This is a genomic window from Flagellimonas oceani (genome assembly GCF_011068285.1).
Classification (GTDB): Bacteria; Bacteroidota; Bacteroidia; order Flavobacteriales; family Flavobacteriaceae; genus Flagellimonas; species Flagellimonas oceani.
Genome location: NZ_CP049616.1, coordinates 690,487 through 712,643, shown reverse-complemented (window position 1 = coordinate 712,643; position 22,157 = coordinate 690,487). Strand labels below are relative to the sequence as shown.

Genomic DNA, 22,157 nt, shown 5'->3' with positions numbered 1-22,157 from the left:
ATGCTGGATGAACTGGAACTCTTGAAGAAAGATTGGCAGAAGCGGGAAGCGGACCTACCCAAACTGTCCTACGGGCAAATCTATCCGATGACCAAGAAAAAGTCGTCGTCCATAGTAAAATGGATTTTTTACATCAGCATAATAGAATTTGTTTTCTGGGCGGGCATCAATATTATTTTTAGCGGCCCCGAAACCATGGACGAACTCAAGGCCATGCACATTTATAAGGTTGTAATGGTCCTGAATGCCGTTAACTACGCCATCATATTTTACTTTATCTATAAGTTCTACACCAATTACAGGAAAATCTCTTTCACCGATTCCTCCAAAAACTTGATGCGGACCATTCTAAAAGTAAAGCGGACAGTGACCCAGTATGTATGGTTCAACCTCATCATCTTTACCATTAGTGCAATCATTTATGCATATGGGGTCCTGCTATATACCCCCGAGGGCCAGGAATTGGTAGAGGCTGCGGCCCAAGATGGTGACAGCACGGAGTTTTGGGCATTGATCATCATTGTTTCGATTGCGGTCACCACGGCAGTACTGATCATTATTTGGCTATTCTACAAACTGCTCTATGGTATCTTGCTAAAAAAGCTGAGAAAAAATTATAACGACCTCAAACGGTTAGAGGTTTAAGCATCAAACTTGCCCTTATAACTGTAGCGCCTTTTTTGGTTTTCCTCTTCATAGGCAAGAAGTTCCTTCTCCGAAATTACTTTCAGGAATGATGGATGTTGCTCGATCGCATACTCCAATTTCTCCAAGATCGCATCTATGGATTCATTATCGTAGTCGATTTCCAAAGGCTCTTTTATTTGCATGGATTGGAGGATTCCCTTTTTCTTTACCCGAAGGCCCTTTTTATCAAAAGAACGTCGGAACCCATCAATAACAACGGGTACCACAACGGGCTTATATTTTTTGATGATGTGCGCAGTACCTTTTCGCAATGGTTTCCATGGGGTGGTCGTTCCCTGTGGAAAGGTAATTACCCAGCCATCGTCCAATGCTTTGCCTATATTGGAAATATCGCTGAACTTTACCTGTCGGTTCACATTCTGGCCATCGGCCCTCCAAGTTCTTTCAATACTTATGGAACCTGCGTAGGCCAAAACCTTTGTGAGCAAACTCTTCCCCATGGTCTCCTTGGCCGCCACATAATAGATGTTCAGCTTCGGGTTCCATAAATAGCCCAAGTTCTTAATATTGTCGTCCCGTCCCTTTAAACTGGCATTGAACACATGGAACATAGCCACCACATCGGCGAAATAAGTTTGATGGTTGCTTACAAAAAGAACATTGCTCTCGGGAAGGTCGCGGATTATCTGCGAGCCCTCGATCTCCAAAGTGTTAAACCCCTTGTAGCGTTGGTGCGTCATCATACCTGCGATACGAATCAGCCATCGTTTCAAAAACAAAATATGACCAAAGGGATTTTTTTTGAACAGACCCATGTAAAGTGTTAATTGTTGACGGTAAATTTACAAAATAGCAGTTAAAGGACTTGACGCAATAGCTCCTTGATTTCACTCAATACCATAGCCGTGGCGCCCCAAACCGTGTAACCATTTAATTTAAAGGCGGGTACATCTATGTTTTTTGCATAAGAAGTCGTCAAAATCTCTTTGATATGGTTGGAATCGTCCATAAAATCCTTGAGATGCACCTCCACAAGGCTTTCAACCTCGTAATCTTCTTTCACAAATGGGCGGGGATTGGGATAAAGTCCAATGAACGGTCTCATTAAAAAATTACTTGGCGGAATGTACACTTCGCTCAACTCCTTGACCACCTCGACCTCGTTCGGTAAAACGCCGACTTCCTCATGTGTTTCTCGCAGGGCGGTATCCATTAGATCCTTATCAATTTGTTCCACTTTACCGCCCGGAAACCCAATTTGGTTGGAATGCACGCCCTGATACACCTTTCGTAGGATCAAAAGCAGTCGGGTTTCGTGTTCCGCATCAGGGTAAAACAATGCCATTACCCCTGCCCTTTTGGGGTTGGCATCCTGAACCCTATTGTTCTTCAACCATTGGATTCGGAGCTGTGGGGACATTTTATTATGGGATTCCTCTCCTGGAAGTGGGAGATTTTTTAATTTTAAAGCGAGTTCGTAAAATTCATTAAAATCCATGCTGTTGAGACAATCGGCTTTAGCTACAACTATATTATTTCTATTAATCGTTTCCTGCGGAGAATCTCCTAAAAAGGAGAAAGACAAAGTTCAGGAAAATATCGCAAACCCGGACAGTGTTGCAAAAATACAAACGGACACCACTTCAATCGAAGAGGAAGAGGAAGAACCTTTTTTGTTGACCGAGGAAAATGCCATCGATTTCTTTTTTGACTATTCAAAAAAACTTAAAAAGGATAAGGTAAAGATCACCACGACCATGGGAAGCTTTACCGTGCAACTTTATGACGATGTCCCCTATCACAAAGCCAATTTTATCTATTTGGCAAGACAAAAATATTTTGACAGTACCCAGTTTCACCGGGTGGTGAAGGATTTCATTATTCAAGGAGGAAATTCGGACGACCGAAAAACAGCGCGCAAACGTGGCGATATTGGAAGGTATCTGCTCCCACCGGATGCCAACAAAGGGCACAAACACCATCGGGGAACCATTTCCATGCCCAGCAGCGAACGGGACAACCCCCATAAACTGGCCTCCCCTTACGAATTCTTTATTGTGGTCACAAATCCCGGTTCTTATCACTTGGATGGCTCGTACACCCCTTTTGGGCGCGTGGTAGAAGGGATGGACGTAGTGGATGCCATCAATAATGTACCGGTCGGAGATGGCGATTGGCCTTGGCAAAATATATACATACTTAAAGCTGAAGTTTTGTAATAGAATCAAAAAATAATATAATTTAATGGCTCTCAATACATAACTAAACTCAGCATGATTCAAACCAACAATTTTAGCTATGCGGACGATGGGCAATCTTATTTGGGAATTGTCGCCCATGATGATAGCATTCAAGGAAAACGCCCCGTGGTATTGGTCGCCCATACATGGGCAGGACAATCACAATTTGAAACGGATAAGGCCATTGAGCTGGCCAAACTTGGTTATCTGGCATTGGCCATTGATGTTTATGGCGAGGGAAAAAGAGCCAAAAATGCAGGTGAGGCCGAAGAGCTCATGAACGAAGTGGTGGCCGATCGCCAAAAATTGCTCGACCGAATAATTCTCGCATTCAACAGTATAAAGGAACATGATTTAGCAGACCCAGAAAATGTAGGGATCATTGGATTCTGTTTTGGAGGAAAATGTGCATTGGACCTCGCCCGTTCCGGAGCCGACTTTAAGGGCGCTGTTTCCTTTCATGGACTTTTGGATCCCAATGGATTGGAACAGGAAGAGGAAATCAAAGCAAAAGTATTGGTCCTGCACGGTTGGGAAGACCCCATGGCATTTCCCAAAGATGTGGTTTCCTTAGGGTATGAACTGACCGATAGAAATGCCGTATGGGAAATGGATGTTTTTGGCGGAACGGGACATGCCTTTACCAACCCCAACGCCAATGCTCCAGATGATGGCATGATGTACAACCCACTGGCCAGCGACCGTTCCTGGTTGAGGATGGCCAACTTTTTCCAAGAAGTCTTCGCAGGTTGAGGAATAAAATAAGATTTGTAGCCAATTTTAAAAATAACGGTTCGGGATAAATCAATTTCCCGAACCGTAAAAATCAAGACCCCCAGATTTAAATCTTCATATTGATTCCAAAAATAATCTGTCTGAAACCGCCTCCGAACAATCCCGAAGTGGCCCTGTTCAAACGTGAAGCCCTATATATATTATCCGTAATGTTCTTTCCGTTTACAAATATGGTGGCATCGATTTTTTTACCAATGGTCAAATCGTAGTTCACGAATGCATCTATGGTAGTATAGGAAGGTAACTGACCGATGGCGCCATCAGGAGACTCATTTACAAAATTGTGAAATTCCGTGTACTGTTTGCCCACATGGTGCACATTAAAACCACTGGATAATTCTTTCCAATCGTAATTTAGGCCCAAGCTCATATTAATATTGGGCGTATAGGGAGCCTCTGTATTTGACAATCCTCCATCACCAAAAGTGACTACGCTACGGGTAATACTACCAAATTGCGAAGCATCGATGGTCTGTTCGGTCAGCAAGTTTTCCCCTCCCCCGTTGTCCACGTATATCTCGTAGGCATCTCTATTGGAATTTACCATGGACACATACTCGTTCTGTGTATCTGTACCATGTATAACCTGAGAAAAAAGGTCCCTATCCTCCAACTTGCCCGATTTCACTTTTGATCGCATATAGGTAACATTGCCCATAAAATGCAATTGATGACCTTTTGTGTTTAAAAGCTCTACATTGATCCCCATTTCGATACCTTGGACATCAATTTTCCCCAACTCAGTGAACACCTCGTTGCGCCCCCCGGCATAAAAATTTCTGCCCGCATTGTGAAAATAGGTCAATTGTCCTTGGATAAAATTGTTCCATAGGCTGCCTCGCCAACCAATTTCCTTGTTCCAGCTCAATTCCGGTTCAATATTAATGCTCTGGCCCGCCAAAGGATTGGTAACAACACCATTTTGTTCCACTAAAAACCCGAAAACTTTGGATGGAGCGATCATACCTTGGTACAAACTACCGTAAAATTCACCCTCCCCATAGTCATAATCCACCGTAATTCCAGGCAAAAATTGATTGTACACATTGGGTTCCCTGCCTTCTATGGTACTTTCCAAATCTGGGTTTTGAGCTAATCCCAAAAGGTCTTGCCGAAACATATCCACATGTTCAAAACGGAGAATGGGAGTCACCCCAACTTTTCCAAAATTGAACTCATTGCGAACATAACCATTGGCAGACCACAACCTGTACCACAAATCTTTGGTGGCGGTTCCATACCTGGCCCATCTCGAGTTGTCCGCTTCCAAGAAAACGTCCTTAAATGTTTCGTGGTGCAGATTGATGCTTCCTTCGAAAGCACTTGGAGCCCCAAAGGCTTCCCATGATACATCAACGGTCTCTTTGATACCCGAAACACGATAGATCCAACGACTGTCCGTGGTGCTTTCCTGCCCGCTGGTCACCCGACCAACAATAACATAGTCTTCATCATCAAATGTTCTTCCTGATAGATATCCATATCTAGCATTAAAAATTTCATCGCCTACATAATCCTGGACTTCCGATGCCCTGACCTTGGCAGTGACCTGACGCCACCAATCACGTTCAAAATCCGAAGCATATACTTTTGTAGTGAAGCTCAAATCATCATTGGGCAACCATTTATGGATAATGTCGACACCATAGCGTCTCATGGTAAATTGGTCAGCATCCAATGGATTTTGGGTCGGGTCGGTTTCAAATGTGAACGGTGTCTGCGAGCTCAAAGAGGCCTGATTATCCTCGAACTGCCCGCTCACCTTAAAATAAAGTGATTGGCTGTCGGACAGTTTGGCGAATATTTTTGCGTTCAGATTCAAAATCTCTACCGAGGAGTTATCAGTAAATCCATCAAACTTTTTGTAAACACCTTCTACCAAACCTCCGATATCGTTCCAAGTTCCGCCATAGGAAAACAGCCCTGAGGTATAGTTTCGCTGGCCACCTGTCAATTTAAGCCGTAAAGTGGGCTTTTGAGGCGGTAGCGCGGTAATGTAGTTAACGGCACCGTACATATTGTTGGGTCCGTACCGTAGCAGATCTGCCCCCTTATACACTTCGATGGAGGTGATACGATCGCTCACCGGATTATAGTAGGCGCCAGGAGCTATGTACGGTGCCGGGGCCGCCGGTGTACCATCTTCCATTAAAAGAACCTTTTTGGAACGGCGTCCCCAAGAACCCCGAATACTGATGTTCGGTCGGTTGGACAAGCCCATGTCCCCAACTATATTTACCCCGGGAATCGTCCGGAGCACCTCCTCGGTACTCAACGGATTTATATTTTTTAATGAAACGGGATTGATTCTGAAATTGCTTCCCTTAAAATCATTTTTAAAATTTTTTGGGGACGCACTTACGATTACCTCGCTCAATGTGGTGTTGGACCTTTTTAATGCCAGAGTACCCAAATCATTGTTGTTTGATATGGAAACCTCCTGGCCCTCATACCCCAAATACCTTACACTAAGAGAATTATCATCTCTACCCGTATCTATTTGGAAGTAACCAAACTCATCGGTCAGGGTTCCCTTTTGACTTGGGCTGAGCACTATTTGTGCACCGGCCAAGGGTTGGCCATCTGTGGCATCGACTACTTTGCCCTTGATACTTTCCTGACTCTTTCCTTGAAGACCAAGGAGTAAAATACATAAGAATGATAATTTTTGAATTTGTTGGGCAATCTTAAAGTTCATTTATATTGATAGCTTAATTATTGAACTCATCCATAAGTTCGGGGTCGACCTTTACTTTATTGTTCGCAAAACGGTAGGATACGCCCACATTGATCAAATAATCGGCAAAAGCTGCATCCCCCATTCTGGGCTCACCCGTCGCTTGTTCCGTCTGCAAATCGGTGACACTCTGGGGACGCTCCCTTCTTACTGCGAAGGGCACGTTAAGGTTCAAAGAAAAATTATCTTTTATGAATGCGATTCCCGGATCAATGGAAAGTACATTTCCTGGTCTCCGAAAACCTTCATTACCTCCGATGAGGTCTTTAACAGGAACTCCTTCATACCTAGCGCCCAAGGAAGCAGAAATAGTATTGCCCAAACTATGGCTTACCCCTGCCCTGACCGAAAATTGATCGGGAACGGCCATAATGGCCTCGTTCTGAAGAATGGGACTCAAAGTTTCCCTAAAGGTTCTCGTTCCATTGACCTCCCTTGGGTTGATCAAGTAAAAGCCACCTCCGTAAGCAAAAAAGCGTTCCGCAATTTTTTGGTAGAACTGAAAATCCACCGTAATTCCAAAACCTCCGTCGCCCGGCTGTATACTCTGGTCCACTGGCCTGACCTCCGGTCCGCCCTCTGGGCCGACATTATAAAAAATATCCGAAGCGTTATAACTGCCCGTTGGTATTTTTACCCCAAGGCCCAATGCCACGTTTCCGTTCTGGTGCTTTTCCAAATCAAACAACCAGTAACCTACGCCTGCCCTAATATCGGCCAGGCCTCGGGAAAAGGTGGTGTTCCGCTCATCGCGCCCATGCTCATAAAGCGAGGAGCGTGTGTTGATCACTGTGGGAATGGTGATGCTGGCATACCACCTCTCCGAAATCCCGTAGGTCAAAAAGAAATCCCAAGAATGTGAATGGTTGATTACCTCTGTTTCGTTGGACACTCTATCGGGCTCCTCGTGCGTTCCCCTAAAATGACGAAAGGATTTAAAATATCTATAATTACTTCCGATTTGAATGTCCCCCGGTCCCAAGAGATTGTTTTCCAACGTGTTTCCCACACAAGACGAAAAATGCCTTATGGCTACGCATCCCTGTGCATTTGCCCTGTCGATTCCAATAAATGAAATCAAACCCAAAAATGTAATGATCAATGATTGTGATGTTCTCATACCTGATTAAATGATGGTTTGAGGAGGTTGGCGATACCAATCAACTCCTTGAAAAGTTAATTTTATGATTAGGGAGCAATGTAGATGTATGGCCGAGCGATTTCGACTAAGGAAAGAGTAAAATTTATTAACAATAGGTTAATGGCACTAAACAACAATTAACCGGTATTGAAAGATAGCGGGGATATCAATTAAGAGGCTTGTTTCCCGTAAATACTGGGGAGACTTATCTTGAAGCGAACGGCCAACAACCTCAGCAAGATCACCACAAAAATAGCCGCGATGTAGGCATATTCATCCTTTACGGGGAACTGTATGATCAAAAAATAGCTCAGGGCTCCCAAAATACAGGCTGTGGCATAAATCTCTTTGCGAAATATCACTGGAATTTCATTACAGAGTATATCTCGTATAACACCTCCAAAACAGGCCGTCATAGTGCCCAAAAATATGCAGATTACAGGTAAAAGTTCAGCTTCGAGCCCCTTTTCCACGCCTACCATGGTATACAGTCCTATTCCGATCGTATCGAACAAAAACAAAGATTTTCTCAGGTATTTGAGTTTGTTCACAAAAATGATGGCAAAAACCACAGAGACAAATATCGTGACCACATAGGTCAGGTCGTGCATCCAACCTACCGGTGTATTCCCGATCAATAGATCGCGCAATGTACCACCCCCGATAGCGGTGACAAAAGCAATGATGAATACGCCGAATAAATCCAATCGCTTTTCCATGGCGACCAAAACCCCGGAAATGGCAAAGGCGATGGTACCCAAAATATCAATGGTCTGGTAAAGCATGTTTACATCTTTTGGGTGTAATAGTTGTAATCGTTTATGATCACATCCACAAATTCGAGGGGCTTCAATACGGTCTGTACGCCCAACACTTCCTTAATGCGCTTGTCCAAAGAAACAATAACGTTGTGGTTTCCATTGAGTCTGGCCTTATCGTACAGCTCTTTTATGGTACGCATTTCCTGATCCTTAAAAACAGTGACCTGCGGAAATGTCGGTCTGTAATCTTCGGGCAGTTCCCTGAGCAAGGTATCTTTTAAGGATACCCGCTTTTTTTCACTAATGACCGTGGTTCCTGCGGCAATATCACCTATCCGTTGCCCTTTGCCGCGAACCAAGATGGTAAGTACGGCCGCACCACCTGAGGTGATTCCCACATCGATGATCCGAAGTGCCCATCGAACAAAATAATTGCCAAAGTTGGGTTTGGAACCGTCCAATTTCACCACCCGAAGGTTCATGGCGCCCTTTCCTATGGTTCTCCCATCCATTAAGGTCTCGAAAAGTAGATAATACAAAAACGCCGGAAGGGAAAGTATCAGGTAGAATGCCCATTGATCCCCCATATCGATGTCGAGGGATGCCAAAAAAACAAAAACCAGGATAGTGTAGACCACAATGATAAAGCTATCAATAATATAGGCCAACATCCGCTCTCCAAGGTGAGAGGTATTTTGATTGATGGTTATATTTTGGGCCGTTTCTATTTGAAATTGTTCCATATTTTAGTTTCTTTACTACAAACCATTAATTGCATGCGCGAGGCCGCTTTTGTAAGGCAAAATAAGGATAAATGGGCCGCTTTTGAAAATGCCCTGATCAATAAGGGCCAACTTCATCCTGATGAGCTTTCGGATCTGTATATCGAGATTACCGACCACCTAAGTTACGCAAAGACCTTTTACCCCGGCAGCAACACCCAAATTTACTTGAATACGCTCGCTTCGCAAGCGCATCAAAAAATATATAAGACCAAACGGGAATCCAGAAACCGTATTGTACATTTTTGGAAAACGGAGTTCCCCACCATGTTTAAACAGCATCACCGGGAATTGCTCATTTCTTTTTTGGTATTTGCATTTTTTGTGATCGTGGGTGCGTTCTCCTCGGCCAACGAGGGTGACTTTGTGCGCTCCATTCTGGGCAACGGCTATGTAAACATGACCTTGGAGAATATTGAAAAAGGAGACCCGATGGCCGTTTACAAGGAGCAGGGAGCCTTTAATATGTTCTTGGGAATTACCATAAACAATATAAAAGTGGCCATTTACGCCTTTGCCTTCGGTATTTTTTTGGGTGTGGGCACACTGTACATCATGCTGCAGAACGGCATTATGTTAGGGAGTTTTCAGTACTTTTTTTACGAGAAGGGACTGCTGTGGGAATCCGCCAGAACCATTTGGATCCATGGTACCATAGAAATCTCTGTGATCATTATTGCCGGCTGTGCCGGACTGGTGTTGGCCAACGGTATTCTTTTCCCCGGAACCTATACCCGTTTGGAATCCTTTAAACAAGGAGTCAAAAACGGGCTCAAAATTATGGTAAGTACCGTGCCTTTTTTTATTATTGCCGGTTTTTTGGAAGGCTTTGTCACACGACATACCGAAATGCCGGACTGGTTGGCCATTTTCATTATCTTGGCATCGTTGTTCCTGATTATTTTTTACTACATCATATATCCATACCAAATCCATAGAAAAACCACTTATGCAGAGACCCAATAACTATATCGAGTTTAAAAAACAGCGGGAACTGGGAGAAATTCTCTCCGATTCCTTCGTTTTTATCCGAAATGAGTTCAAACCATTTTTGGGAACCATCTTAAAAATTGTAGGACCTTATATCTTGGTGATGTTGATTTCCGTGGGGTTCTATATGTACACCATTGGTGATATTTTTAACCTGAGCGTTATTGGGAACACCTCCACTCCCACATATTCCCCTTTTATTATGGTATTGGCCGTAGCAGCGCTCCTGTTAAGTTCCATAGCCGCTTATGTTTTGGCGCAGGGCACTGTGCTGCACTACATAAAATCGTACATTGAGCACAAGGGCACTACAAATTATGACGAAATCCGACAGGGTGTTTACGGTTCGTTTTGGTCCTTGATCGGTTTGGGGATCATAGTGGGAATATCCGTATTTATCGGAGCCATGTTCTGTTTAATACCTGGTATTTATTTAGCTGTGCCGCTTTCCATTTCCTTTGCCATTCTTGTGTTCCTTAATAAGGATACCATAGAATCCTACCAGTACAGTTTTACGCTGATCAAAGAAAATTGGTGGATTACCTTCGCCACACTGTTCGTCATTTATATTATTGTTGTCATAGCTTCGTATGCCTTTAGTTTGCCAACGATCATATACAGTTGGATAAAAATGGGCGTTTTCTCCGGGGAAATGGACGCGGAGAACTTCAATGTCTTCAACGACCCCATCTATCTGCTTCTGAACCTCTTGAGCACCTTGGTGCAATTTCTGATGAACCTCATATTTTTAGTGGCCACCTCGTTGATTTTCTTCAATCTTAACGAGAAGAAAAATTTTACCGGTACTTTTGAACGGATTGAAGGTCTCGGAAAATCCACGGAGGAATAAATGCTCAAAAAACTGATTTTATCATACCTATTGTTATCGTGGACAATCATTTTTGCCCAAAACGATTCCATTGTCAAGTATGATGAATCGGACCTACAACCTATTGAACTGAATTCGGAAGATCTGGACACTTACAAAAACGATAGTGACTTCAACTACGAAGAAGTAAAAACCGAAAATAGCTGGTGGACGGATATCGTAAATTGGTTCTACAACATTTTACGTCGTTTTTTTGAATGGATATTCGGTGTGGGCAATGCGGAGGGCTATTTAGCCGCCTTTTTAAAGATATTGCCCTATCTCTTACTCGCACTGTTCCTTTATCTGGTGATACGGTTTTTTGTGAAATCCAACATTATGGGAATTGGGCAGAACAAGAAAAACCCGAATGTGGTCACACTTTCGGAGGACGAGCACATCATCAAGAACGAGGACATTCAGGAATTGATCAAAAAAGCGCTGACCGACCAAAATTACAGACTGGCCATCCGATATTATTACCTCTACATCCTTCAATTGCTATCGGAACGGGATTTGATCGATTGGCAACAACAAAAGACCAACGACGACTACATGGCCGAACTGTCCGAAAGTTCGTTTAAAAATGGTTTCGGAAAAGCCACCCTGCTCTACGATTATGTTTGGTACGGAGAATTTGAGCTGGACCAAGAGCGTTATCAAAAGGCCGAACAGGTATTTTCATCCTTAAAAAAATCGATAACAGATGTCTAGAAAAGGTTGGATATACATAACAATAGGTATTTTGACCTTGGCGGCCTTGTTCGCTTTGGAGTACAACAAACCAAAAAAAATCAATTGGTTCCCCTCTTATGTTTCCCATCATAAAATACCCTACGGAACTTATGTGCTGAACGATTTGATGGAAAAATATTTCCCAGATGCCGTCCAACAAATCCAAAAACCTCCTTTTGAATTTCTCAGTCGAACCGACTCCGTCAAAGGCACCTATTTTTTCGTAAACGAGACAGTATCTTTTGAAAAAGCAGAGCTTAATACCATTTTGGAATGGGTAGATCAAGGGAACCAACTATTTGTAGCCTCAAGTTCCTTCGAGACAAAATTATTGGACACCCTAAATTTAAAACAGCGATTTGTTTACAATGATGGCCAGTTGGAACCCATTTTTTATTTTGAATTGGTCAATCCTGCCTTTAAAAACAAAAAGGTAAAGTTTACCAAAGATTATTACACCCCCAGTTTCGACCAGTTGGATACCTTACGCACCACGGTTCTCGGTCAGGTATACACCACTGCCGATAGTACGGGTACCTTGACCAAACATGCCAACACCATAAAACAACCGTTCGGCAAAGGGGAAATCGTGTTGTCCAGCTTCCCAAAGGCCTTCACCAATTATTTTATACTCAAGGACGATAATAGCGAATATACAGCGGGACTGCTATCCTATTTGGACCGAAGCGAAACCATCTATATGGACAACTTCCATAAATCGGGAAAATCATTTTACACTTCGCCCATGTACCTGTTCCTGAACACCGAGGAGTTTAAATGGGCCTATTACCTCATCCTGATCGGAGCCATCGTTTACATTATTTTTGAAGGAAAACGTAAACAACGTGCCATTCCCGTAGTGTCCCCGGTAAAAAACCAAACCTTGGCCTTTACCCGCACCATTGCCGATATGTATTTTGAAAAAAAGGAGCTACATCTGATCACCAAACATAAAATTGATTACTTTTTGGAATATCTCAGGTCCAGATTGTATGTGACGACCCAAGACCTGGAAGATGAAACATTTTTGAGAAACTTGGCCCTGCGGAGCAACTCAACATTGGAAGAGGTGAAAAATTTACTGGGGATGATTACCAAACTCAGGGCAAAACAACATATTACCGAAGAAGAACTGAAGAATCTCAATAAAAAAATAGAAGCATTTAAAGCAAACGTTGATGGAAAATAACGACTTGAACTTTGACAGCAGAGTTCCCTTGGAAGAGTTGAGGGACACCGTGGAACAGGTTAAAAAAGAACTGTCCACCATAATCGTGGGACAAAAGGATTTTATAGAACTTTTGATCATTTCCATTTTGGCCGATGGACATGCCCTGATAGAAGGAGTGCCCGGAATTGCCAAAACGGTGACCGCCAAGCTTTTTGCCAAAACGCTTAAAACGGAGTTCAACCGTATCCAATTTACGCCCGACCTTATGCCGAGCGATATTTTGGGAACCTCCGTGTTCAATTCCAAAACAACCGAGTTTGAATTTAAAAAAGGGCCCATATTTTCCAATATCATTTTGATAGACGAAATCAACCGTGCCCCAGCCAAAACACAGTCCGCGCTTTTTGAGACCATGGAAGAACGGCAAGCCACCGTTGACGGAACCACATACCCAATGGGGAATCCATTTATGGTATTGGCAACACAAAACCCCATTGAACAAGAAGGCACCTACGCCCTGCCGGAAGCACAATTAGATCGCTTTCTGTTCAAGATCAAGGTGGATTATCCCTCTGTTGAGGAAGAAGTGATCATTCTTCAGAACCATCATGAACGCAAGGGCGAAAAACCACAAGATCAAATAAAAGCGGTGTTGACACCCAAAAAACTGGCCGAGTTCAAAAAGAACATTCATGAAGTGGTGGTGGAACAAAAAATACTGGACTACATTGCCAATATTATCACGCAGACCCGAAATCATCCGCATCTATATTTGGGGGCATCGCCTAGGGCATCCATTGCTACTTTGACCGCTGCCAAAGCCTTTGCTGCGATTTCCGGCCGGGATTTTGTTATTCCGGAAGATGTAAAAAAAGCATTGGTCCCAGTACTGAACCACAGGGTCATTTTAACTCCCGAACGGGAAATGGAAGGCATGACCACCGAAAATGTCGTCACCATGATTATGGAATCCGTTGAAATTCCACGTTAAGCATGGCATTCCTCCGGTCGCTGTACATACACAATAGTTTCTTTCGGTATATCGCCGTACTATCCGCCTGTTTTGTGATTTCCTATTGGGTACCGGCCCTATACCCCATTGCGTGGTTCTTGGTCTATCTGTTATTGGCGCTTTTCTTTTTTGACCTTTATTTGATGTATGCCACGAAAAATGGCATACAGGCCCATCGAAACCTTCCACAAAAACTGTCCAATAGTGATGAAAATATCTTATCCGTGCACTTTAGCTCCAAATATCCGTTTAAAACGGAAGCATTTGTAATTGATGAATTGCCCGTACAGTTCCAAAAAAGGGATTTTGAGCATAGGACCCGTATTCACAAAGGTGAGCCCTATTTTTTTGAATACTCGGTGCGTCCCGTGGAACGTGGAGAATATGTTTTTGGCAACCTGATTGTTTTTGCTTCCTCCCCGCTTCGTATCATCAAAAGAAAATATACGTTTCAAAAGGATCAGATGGTACCTGTGTATCCCTCCATCATTCAAATGCAACAGTATGATTTTTTGGCCACGAGCAATCGGTTAACCGAATTTGGGCTGAAAAAAATTAGAAGGATCGGGCATACCCAAGAGTTTGAACAGATCAAGGAATATATAAAGGGTGATGATGTGCGGACCATTAACTGGAAAGCTACCGCAAAAAGGAGCCAATTGATGGTAAACCAATACCAGGACGAAAAATCCCAGCCCATTTATTCGATCATTGATACGGGCAGGGTGATGAAAATGCCTTTCAACGAATTGAGCCTATTGGATTACGCCATCAACTCGGCCTTGGCATTCTCCAATGTCGCCCTCAAAAGAAACGATAAAACGGGATTGCTGACCTTCTCCAAAAAGATAGAGACTTTTGTGCCCGCCGTTCAAAAAATCACGCACCTCAACACCATTATGGAGAGTCTGTACAATATATCCACTGACTATTCCGATTCGGATTTTGGGTTATTGTATGCCCATGTAAAGCGCAAGGTGAACCAACGTAGCCTTTTGTTGCTCTATACCAATTTTGAACATATCTCAGGGTTAAAACGACAATTGCCCTACATCTTGGCCATGGCCAAAAAACATGTATTGGTGGTCATATTCTTTGAGAACACGGAATTGGAATCCTTGATCTCAACGGATGCCGAAGATCTGCAATCCATTTATCACAAGACTATTGCGGAGAAGTTTTCCTTGGAAAAGAGATTGATGCAAAAAGAACTCCAAAAGTATGGCATCCAAACCATCCTCACCAAACCAGAGGAACTTACGGTAAACACCATCAACAAATATTTGGAAATAAAAGCCAGGGGAATTATTTAGCGGTAAGCTCGTAGTTGGATAGTCCCAACGTATTCAAGGAAGGTAATTTGTCCTTCAATACAATAAATTCGATTTGCTGTCGGGGAAAACGTTGACCCCTTTTTAAATCAATGTTAGAATAACGCCCCCTCAGCCTTCCGTTATCATCTTTTTTGGAAACCAAATCGATTGTAATCCCGACCGTAACACCGCCCAAGATCGTAGCGACCAGATCATCGTTGTCCCAACCGTTCTCGCGTTGTCCGGCATCTACAGTTTCCTTGGCCAGACCAATCAGTGTACTACCTGCCACAGAGCCCACAAATGTCCAAATTCGATTGCCTTCCGTGGCCTGCTTGGCAATTCCAGCCCCTGCCAGGCCAAATAGGCTACCTCCCAAAAAATGGAGTGCTTTGTCCCGCTCCACTTGCCCATGGCAATGCGAGGCGAGCACAAAAAAGAGTAGTGTGGGGATTAGTGTTCTCATTGCGCGGACTAAATATATTAAAAGTTTCCATGACTTACTGTGCGAGGCCTCAATAGTTCCGCATTTCAGTTTTTGCCCGGTGAAACTCTTCCATAAGTTCACGGACGATTTCTGCCGCCGGTGTTATGTTATGGATCAAACCGGAAACTTGACCGATTTCCAGTTCACCTTCCTCCATATCGCCTTCGAACATCCCTTTTTTGGCCCGTGCCCTACCCAATAATGCTTTTAGCTCTTCCTTGGTGGCGCCTTTTGCATAGGCAGCCTGGACATCGTTAAAAAACTTGTTCTTGAGCAGCCGCACAGGGGCAAGTTCCTTCAATGTCAATTGGGTATCGCCCTCTTTGGCATCCACTACATATTTTTTGAACAGTTCGTGCGAGGAGGCTTCTGGCGAGGCTACGAACCTGCTGCCGACCTGAACACCATCCGCACCCAAAACCATGGCGGCCAACATAGCCCTTCCCGTAGCGATACCTCCCGCGGCAATGACCGGAATATGTATCTTTTCCTTTACGGATGGAATCAGTACCATGGTCGTGGTCTCGTCACGTCCGTTATGACCGCCAGCTTCAAAACCTTCGGCCACCACTGCATCCACTCCAGCTTCTTGTGCCTTTAAGGCAAACTTTACACTGCTTACCACATGCACAACGGTTATTCCTTTTTCTTGGAGGAATGTTGTCCAGGTTTTAGGGTTGCCAGCCGATGTGAACACAATCTTCACCTCATGCTTTACTATAATATCCATCAACTTTTCAATATCGGGATAGAGCATCGGAACATTCACGCCAAAAGGTTTGTCGGTCGCCTTTTTACATTTGATGATATGCTCCTCCAATATCTCGGGATACATGCTGCCCGCCCCCAACAGTCCCAATCCACCTGCATTGGAAACCGCAGACGCCAAACGCCAACCGCTGGCCCATACCATCCCTGCTTGAATGATGGGATATTCGATTCCGAAAAGTTGTGTGATTTTATTTTGCATGAAAATTTTGTTCAAGTTTCCACCAAAATAATCAAAATAAATAAGGTATGCGTTTAGGAGATTACCCCGGAACCTATCAATTCATCGTTAAGGTACCATGCCGCAAATTGTCCTTCGGTAATGGCTGATTGTTTTTCCTTAAAATCAACAAAAAGACCGTTTTCTACTTTGTAGAGCGTTGCAGCTTGCAAGGGTTGACGATATCGGATGCGCGCCATAACTTTCATGGTACCATCCACCTCCAATGACAAATCGGGGCGTACCCAATGGAGCTCATCATCTTTTATGAACAAGGTGTTTCTGAGCAGTCCGGGATGTGCTTTTCCCTGTCCCGTATAAATAATGTTCTTATCCACATCGGTATCGATAACGAACAATGGTTCCTTGGTTCCGCCAACATTTAGGCCTTTGCGTTGACCAATGGTAAAATAGTGGGCACCTTGATGCTCTCCAACAACCTTTCCGTCCGATTCGTTGTAAACAGGTTTCTCCGCACGAAAGGTAAGTTTCTCCCTTTCATTTTGAAATTCGGGAACCATGGTGGAAAATTGGGCCGCATCACTTGGCACTTCCACGATCACCCCTTTCTTGGGCTTCAATTTTTGCTGTAAGAACTCGGGCAAATGCACTTTCCCAATAAAGCAAAGTCCTTGGGAATCCTTTTTATCCGCAGTGATCAAATTATTTTCGGCGGCTATCTTCCTTACTTCCGGCTTTAACAACGCTCCAATAGGAAATAAAGTCTTTGACAATTGCTCTTGCGATAGTTGACAAAGAAAATAGGATTGGTCTTTATTGGGGTCTTTGCCCGACAGTAATTGATACGTTTCGGTCCCGTCCTCGTTCAGGATGGTTCCCTTTCTACAATAATGGCCCGTAGCCACATAATCGGCGCCCAGTTGTAGGGCTATTTTCATAAAGACATCGAACTTGATCTCGCGATTGCACAGCACATCGGGATTTGGCGTTCTTCCCCTTTCGTATTCATTGAACATATAGTCCACGATACGTTCCTTGTATTCAACACTTAAATCAACGGTCTGGAAAGGAATTCCCAATTTTTCGGCTACGATCAAAGCATCGTTGCTGTCCTCCAACCAAGGGCACTCCTCGGATATGGTCACAGAATCATCGTGCCAGTTCTTCATGAAAAGTCCAATGACATCGTATCCCTGCTCTTTGAGCAAATAAGCAGCTACGCTTGAATCCACCCCTCCCGAAAGTCCAACAACAACCTTTTTCATTGCAATGATTTAAGAGCACAAAAATACAAATTGGTGTTCATTTAAATTATAAATCTCTCTTAAAGCATTTTTTTCGAGCAAATAACTATCAAAGAAACAGAAACTTAATTTTTGTTAAAGTTTTCATTATAAATGTTAAACATTATTGTTTTTATTTTGTTTAACGTTACTTTTAAATTGTTAAACAAACATCTATGAACAACATGAAAACTTTAAAACATTTAACCCGACTGACGTGCTTACTCCTATTTGTGGGATTTACTTCTTGCTCCAATGATGATAACGGCCCTACGCCACCACCTGAGGAAGAGAACAATATAGTAGAGGCAGCACAGGCAACATCTGAACTTAGTACCTTGGTTGCCGCTCTTCAAAAAGCAGACGAGAGCGCAAACAATGATTTGATAACTGCCCTTAGCGGTGAAGGACCATTTACCGTATTTGCCCCGACCAACGAAGCATTTGATGATTTACTGGCCCAATTGGACGGTTTTGATTCCTTAGACGATTTTAGCTCACAACAGCTTCAAGATTTACTTGCTGTGATTTTAACATATCACGTGGTGGCAGATGCCGCTTTTTCCACGGATTTGAGTGATGGCATGAGCCTTACCACCCTGCAAGGTTCATCACTTGAAGTTGTTATCGATGGTGATGTGTTTATACAAGATGCCACAGATGTTCCGGCACAAGTGGTGGATGCTGATATCGAGGTTTCCAATGGGGTCGTTCACATAATTGACAAAGTTCTTTTGCCCCAAGCCATTTTGGATGAATTGGCCGATATTATTTTGATGCCCATCACAGATTTAGCCATCGGAAACGAAAATCTAGAAAACTTGGTCGCTGCACTGACTGCTGCCAACGGCGATTTGCCAACCGTACTTAGGGGAGATGGACCATTTACCGTATTGGCCCCGACCGATGAGGCCTTTGAAACGTTCCTAGACGGAGCAGCCTTGGAAGATGTTCCTGTTGATGTATTGACCAACGTATTGCTCAACCACGTAATCAGTGGCGAAGTGACTTCCGAAGATTTGACCGGACTTGGTTCTGGATACACCAGCACAATGGCAACGGGAGCAGGAGACCAAATGGTAAGCTTGTTCTTCGATACCTCTGATGGTGTAACGTTCAACGGGGTATCAAACGTAGTAACAGCGGATGTAAAAGCCATCAATGGTATAGTGCACGTAGTTGATGCCGTAATCGATATTCCAAATATTGTGGATCATGCTATTGCCAATCCCGGGCTTTCGTCCTTGGTAGGTGCTTTGACTGATGGTGGAAACACAACTTTCACCGATTTGTTATCCAACGAAGAAGAACTTTTCACCGTATTTGCTCCAGGAAACGACGCATTCAGCGCATTCACAAATCCAAATTCAAATGATATCAATGCCATTTTGGCCAATCATGTGGTGATGGGCGCCGCTGCCTTCCGCTCGGATTTGACCAATACCTATTACACAACTGAGGCAGAATTCGCAACAGACGAAAACTTAAGCCTCTACGTAAATATCGATGATGGTGTTACATTGAACGGAACCAGTAGTGTGGTAATGGCGGATATCGTAGCCAGCAACGGAGTAATCCATACAGTGGATGCCGTAATCGACTTGCCGACCGTAGTGACTTTTGCTACTGCCGATCCTACCTTCTCTACTTTGGTACAAGCGTTGACCGAGTTGACACCAGGTACAGATTTTGTTAGTGTGCTGTCCGCCCAAGATGGTAACGGAAGTGATCCATTTACCGTGTTTGCTCCTACCAACGATGCTTTTGCCGCTTTGACCAGTATTCCTGAAGAAGCTGCCTTAACGCCAATTCTTCAACACCACGTAGTGGCAGGTGCCAATGTACGTTCGGGCGACTTGAGCGACGGTGCCACCGCTACAACATTGGAAGGTGATATGATTACCATTAACCTACCGGGTACTGGAGATAACATTGCTGACATTACCGACGGTGCAGGAAATATGGGAATTGGAATAGATTACGTGGACGTTCAAGCCATAAATGGTGTTATCCATGTGGTGGACACAGTTCTTATCCCTGATACAATGAACTAGTCTTAATTACTTGAATAATATTTGAAAAAGCCCATTCAATAAAATTTGGAGGGGCTTTTTATCTCTTAATATTTACCGTTAATCGATGAGACATCAATAAAGGATTACCTGCCCACAAAAAAGGAGCATTTTACAACTTTTAGTTTTTTGGATGTGGTCAATGACGCATCTTTGGAGTCCCAAATCTTTCCAAACTATACCTGTAAATGGAAACTCCCCCAAGGCAATCTTGAGGGAGTTTTTTATTGTACCAAAAAGTTTACTTATACCGGATTATCTTTTTCCTGATTTCTTTTGCTCTTCGGCCTGTTCCATCATTTCGCGCATTTTACGCTGGAACTTGTTCTCTTTTTTCGGTTTCTTCTTGTTTTCCTGTATCTGGGCATGAATCTTTTCCTCGTCCAGAATGTAGTTCTTGATCGCCAACATAATAAAGATGGTAATCAAGTTGGAAACGAAATAGTACAAACTCAATCCACTCGCATAGTTGTTAAAGAAGAACAACATCATAATGGGCGATAGGTACATAATAAATTTCATGTTCGGCATACCCGGTTGCTGCTGCATCTGCATGCTCTGTCCGGTAGTCATCTGCATATAAAAGAAGATGGCAACGGATGCCAAGATCGGGAACAAGGATACGTGGTCACCGTAAAAAGGTATGGTGAACGGCAACTCAAAAATGGTATCGTAGGATGATAGATCCTCTGCCCACAAAAATGGTTTCTGACGTAATGCAAAAGATGTTGGAAAAAACATGAACAGTGAATAGAAAATGGGCAACTGCAACAAGGCCGGTACACAACCGCTCATGGGGCTCACCCCTGCCTTGTTGTAGACCTTCATGGTTTCCTGTTGCTTTTTCATGGCGTTGTCCTTGTACTTTTCGTTGATCTCTGAAATCTCCGGCTTCAACACCTTCATCTTGGCCTGCGACAAATAGGATTTATAGGTCACCGGCGAAAGTGCCAATCGTACCAAAATCGTCATGATCACAATGGCTATACCATACGGCAAGAACGAACTTAAGAACGTATAGAACGGGGTAAATACGTATCGGTTGATCCAACCGAAGATTCCCCAACCAAATGGAATGGAATCCGCCAATCCCAAATCTGTATAGTTATCCAGCACCTTTACATCGGTAGGCCCATAATACCAATACATGTTCTGCGATATTTCCCCACCCTGATATTCCAAAGGTGCCCTGGTACTATATTCTTTGGTAAAACGGAGTTCCTTGCTTTCTTCCTCGACCAAATTGGTGGAGGTGAGGTCTGCCGTCTTAAAGTGATCGTCCGTTGCCAAAATGGAGCTGAAAAAGTGCTGACGGTACGACAGCCACTTCACATCCACTTCGGTTTCCTCGTCAAAATCACTGCTTTCCGAAAGTTTACTGATGTCCCCATCATCATGATTGTACGTTAAACGGGTGTACCTATTTTCGTACTGCACACTCTTGTTGTGCCGGATTCCTTTCAAATCCCACTCTAAAGTAAGCGGTTTGCTGGTGTTAAAAACCCCGTTCAAGCCTTGGGAACGAACGGTAAAATCAACCAAATAATCATTGGGCTTCATTTCGTAGCGGTACTCCAAAAATTGGTTGTTCGCCACTTTGGCTTTCATGGAAAGCACCTTATTGTCCCCACTTTGCGATAGTGATGGTTCAAAATAAAGGTCGGCCGTGCTGAGCACCCTGTTGTCCGTTGTGGTAAAGTTCAGGGCAAAATTGGCGTTTCCGTCCTTCACCAAGTATACAGGAATCGAATCGAAGGTTACAAATTCCTTCATTTTTGCCTCCACGATCTGTCCTCCTTTATTGGAAATTTCCAGTTTAAGCACTTCATTCTCGAGTAGCGTGGTTCCGTCCGAAGTTTGGGTAAATCCAAAGGCCCCAACAGTGCTCTTGTAATTGGCCACGGCCGTGGAATCATTAAGGTCTACGGTCTTGGTTTCCTTTACGGGAGCGGTCTTGGTCTCTTGCTCTGCTTTGGCGGCCTCTGCCTCGACACGTGCTTGCTCTGCTTTTTGTGCCTCAAGCTCTTCTGGCGTTGGCTGATTTTGGTAAAACATAAAAATGAGTATCCCAAAAATCAGTACAAATCCAATAATGGATTTAATATCCAGCTTCTTTTCTTCCATGAATAGTATTTAGAGAAATATTTATTGCTATTTCAGGTGGCAAATATAT

General features: G+C 43.5%; 20 protein-coding genes. 10 read left to right on the top strand and 10 right to left on the bottom strand.

Translation table 11 applies throughout. The features are described from left to right. Entirely contained in the window at window positions 1–645 is a 645-nt protein-coding gene (locus GVT53_RS03335) for a hypothetical protein (RefSeq protein ID WP_166247414.1), read from the top strand. Here the strand turns inward: GVT53_RS03335 and GVT53_RS03330 are convergent. Together GVT53_RS03330 and GVT53_RS03325 are read right to left on the bottom strand one after the other, a co-directional pair. Next, window positions 642–1,463, bottom strand: coding sequence for a lysophospholipid acyltransferase family protein (locus GVT53_RS03330; protein ID WP_166247413.1), 822 nt, complete (start codon window positions 1,461–1,463; stop codon window positions 642–644). The two genes, GVT53_RS03335 and GVT53_RS03330, sit on opposite strands and share 4 nt — an antisense overlap. Before the next feature lie 41 nt (window positions 1,464–1,504). Continuing rightward, window positions 1,505–2,146, bottom strand: coding sequence for an NUDIX hydrolase (locus tag GVT53_RS03325; protein ID WP_166247412.1), 642 nt, complete (start codon window positions 2,144–2,146; stop codon window positions 1,505–1,507). Window positions 2,147–2,150: 4 nt separating this feature from the next. Between GVT53_RS03325 and GVT53_RS03320 the strand changes: the two genes are divergently transcribed. Both GVT53_RS03320 and GVT53_RS03315 read left to right on the top strand, forming a co-directional pair. Next, a complete protein-coding gene (locus GVT53_RS03320) occupies window positions 2,151–2,867 on the top strand; it encodes a peptidylprolyl isomerase (protein ID WP_417941813.1) in 717 nt (238 codons plus the stop codon). A 54-nt stretch (window positions 2,868–2,921) separates the two neighbouring features. Further along, window positions 2,922–3,641, top strand: a complete 720-nt coding sequence (locus GVT53_RS03315; protein WP_166247410.1) for a dienelactone hydrolase family protein — start codon at window positions 2,922–2,924, stop codon at window positions 3,639–3,641. 88 nt (window positions 3,642–3,729) lie between these two features. On the opposite strand, the gene GVT53_RS03310 is transcribed toward GVT53_RS03315, so the two are convergent. The 4 genes from GVT53_RS03310 to GVT53_RS03295 all read right to left on the bottom strand — a co-directional run bounded on the left by GVT53_RS03310 (window position 3,730) and on the right by GVT53_RS03295 (window position 9,065). After that, a complete protein-coding gene (locus GVT53_RS03310) occupies window positions 3,730–6,381 on the bottom strand; it encodes a TonB-dependent receptor (protein ID WP_166247409.1) in 2,652 nt (883 codons plus the stop codon). Between the two features lie 13 nt (window positions 6,382–6,394). After that, complete coding sequence (locus GVT53_RS03305; protein ID WP_166247408.1) at window positions 6,395–7,540, bottom strand: hypothetical protein; 1,146 nt, start codon at window positions 7,538–7,540, stop codon at window positions 6,395–6,397. Window positions 7,541–7,731: 191 nt separating this feature from the next. Continuing rightward, window positions 7,732–8,346 (bottom strand): trimeric intracellular cation channel family protein, encoded by a 615-nt coding sequence (locus GVT53_RS03300; protein ID WP_166247407.1) that lies wholly within the window; start codon window positions 8,344–8,346, stop codon window positions 7,732–7,734. 2 nt (window positions 8,347–8,348) lie between these two features. Then, on the bottom strand, window positions 8,349–9,065 hold the full coding sequence (locus tag GVT53_RS03295) for an RDD family protein (RefSeq protein ID WP_166247406.1): 717 nt from the start codon (window positions 9,063–9,065) through the stop codon (window positions 8,349–8,351). Between the two features lie 33 nt (window positions 9,066–9,098). Between GVT53_RS03295 and GVT53_RS03290 the strand changes: the two genes are divergently transcribed. Genes GVT53_RS03290 through GVT53_RS03265 form a run of 6 tightly spaced genes read left to right on the top strand, consistent with a single transcriptional unit; the run spans window position 9,099 to window position 15,193 of the window. Next, complete coding sequence (locus tag GVT53_RS03290) at window positions 9,099–10,070, top strand: stage II sporulation protein M (protein ID WP_166247405.1); 972 nt, start codon at window positions 9,099–9,101, stop codon at window positions 10,068–10,070. Beyond that, window positions 10,054–10,944 carry a hypothetical protein gene (locus GVT53_RS03285; RefSeq protein ID WP_166247404.1) on the top strand — a complete coding sequence of 297 codons (891 nt, stop codon included), beginning with the start codon at window positions 10,054–10,056 and terminating at the stop codon, window positions 10,942–10,944. Before GVT53_RS03290 ends, GVT53_RS03285 begins: the two co-directional genes overlap by 17 nt. Beyond that, window positions 10,945–11,676: a DUF4129 domain-containing protein gene (locus GVT53_RS03280; RefSeq protein WP_166247403.1), complete on the top strand. Its 732-nt coding sequence runs from the start codon at window positions 10,945–10,947 to the stop codon at window positions 11,674–11,676. Next, window positions 11,669–12,886, top strand: a complete 1,218-nt coding sequence (locus tag GVT53_RS03275; protein WP_166247402.1) for a DUF4350 domain-containing protein — start codon at window positions 11,669–11,671, stop codon at window positions 12,884–12,886. The genes GVT53_RS03280 and GVT53_RS03275 overlap by 8 nt, the downstream gene beginning before the upstream one ends. After that, window positions 12,876–13,859 carry an AAA family ATPase gene (locus tag GVT53_RS03270; RefSeq protein WP_166247401.1) on the top strand — a complete coding sequence of 328 codons (984 nt, stop codon included), beginning with the start codon at window positions 12,876–12,878 and terminating at the stop codon, window positions 13,857–13,859. The genes GVT53_RS03275 and GVT53_RS03270 overlap by 11 nt, the downstream gene beginning before the upstream one ends. Window positions 13,860–13,861: 2 nt before the next feature. Continuing rightward, window positions 13,862–15,193, top strand: a complete 1,332-nt coding sequence (locus GVT53_RS03265) for a DUF58 domain-containing protein (protein ID WP_166247400.1) — start codon at window positions 13,862–13,864, stop codon at window positions 15,191–15,193. Here the strand turns inward: GVT53_RS03265 and GVT53_RS03260 are convergent. Genes GVT53_RS03260 through mnmA form a run of 3 tightly spaced genes read right to left on the bottom strand, consistent with a single transcriptional unit; the run spans window position 15,186 to window position 17,894 of the window. Continuing rightward, entirely contained in the window at window positions 15,186–15,659 is a 474-nt protein-coding gene (locus GVT53_RS03260; protein ID WP_166247399.1) for a YfiM family lipoprotein, read from the bottom strand. The genes GVT53_RS03265 and GVT53_RS03260 overlap by 8 nt on opposite strands. Window positions 15,660–15,708: 49 nt before the next feature. After that, entirely contained in the window at window positions 15,709–16,650 is a 942-nt protein-coding gene (locus GVT53_RS03255; RefSeq protein WP_166247398.1) for an NAD(P)H-dependent flavin oxidoreductase, read from the bottom strand. 53 nt (window positions 16,651–16,703) lie between these two features. Then, a complete protein-coding gene (gene mnmA / locus GVT53_RS03250; protein ID WP_166247397.1) occupies window positions 16,704–17,894 on the bottom strand; it encodes a tRNA 2-thiouridine(34) synthase MnmA in 1,191 nt (396 codons plus the stop codon). 203 nt (window positions 17,895–18,097) lie between these two features. Between mnmA and GVT53_RS03245 the strand changes: the two genes are divergently transcribed. After that, window positions 18,098–19,966 (top strand): fasciclin domain-containing protein, encoded by a 1,869-nt coding sequence (locus GVT53_RS03245; RefSeq protein WP_166250405.1) that lies wholly within the window; start codon window positions 18,098–18,100, stop codon window positions 19,964–19,966. A gap of 273 nt (window positions 19,967–20,239) precedes the next feature. Here GVT53_RS03245 and yidC read toward each other — a convergent pair whose 3' ends face one another. After that, a complete protein-coding gene (yidC, locus tag GVT53_RS03240; RefSeq protein ID WP_166247396.1) occupies window positions 20,240–22,108 on the bottom strand; it encodes a membrane protein insertase YidC in 1,869 nt (622 codons plus the stop codon). Window positions 22,109–22,157 lie beyond the last annotated feature (49 nt).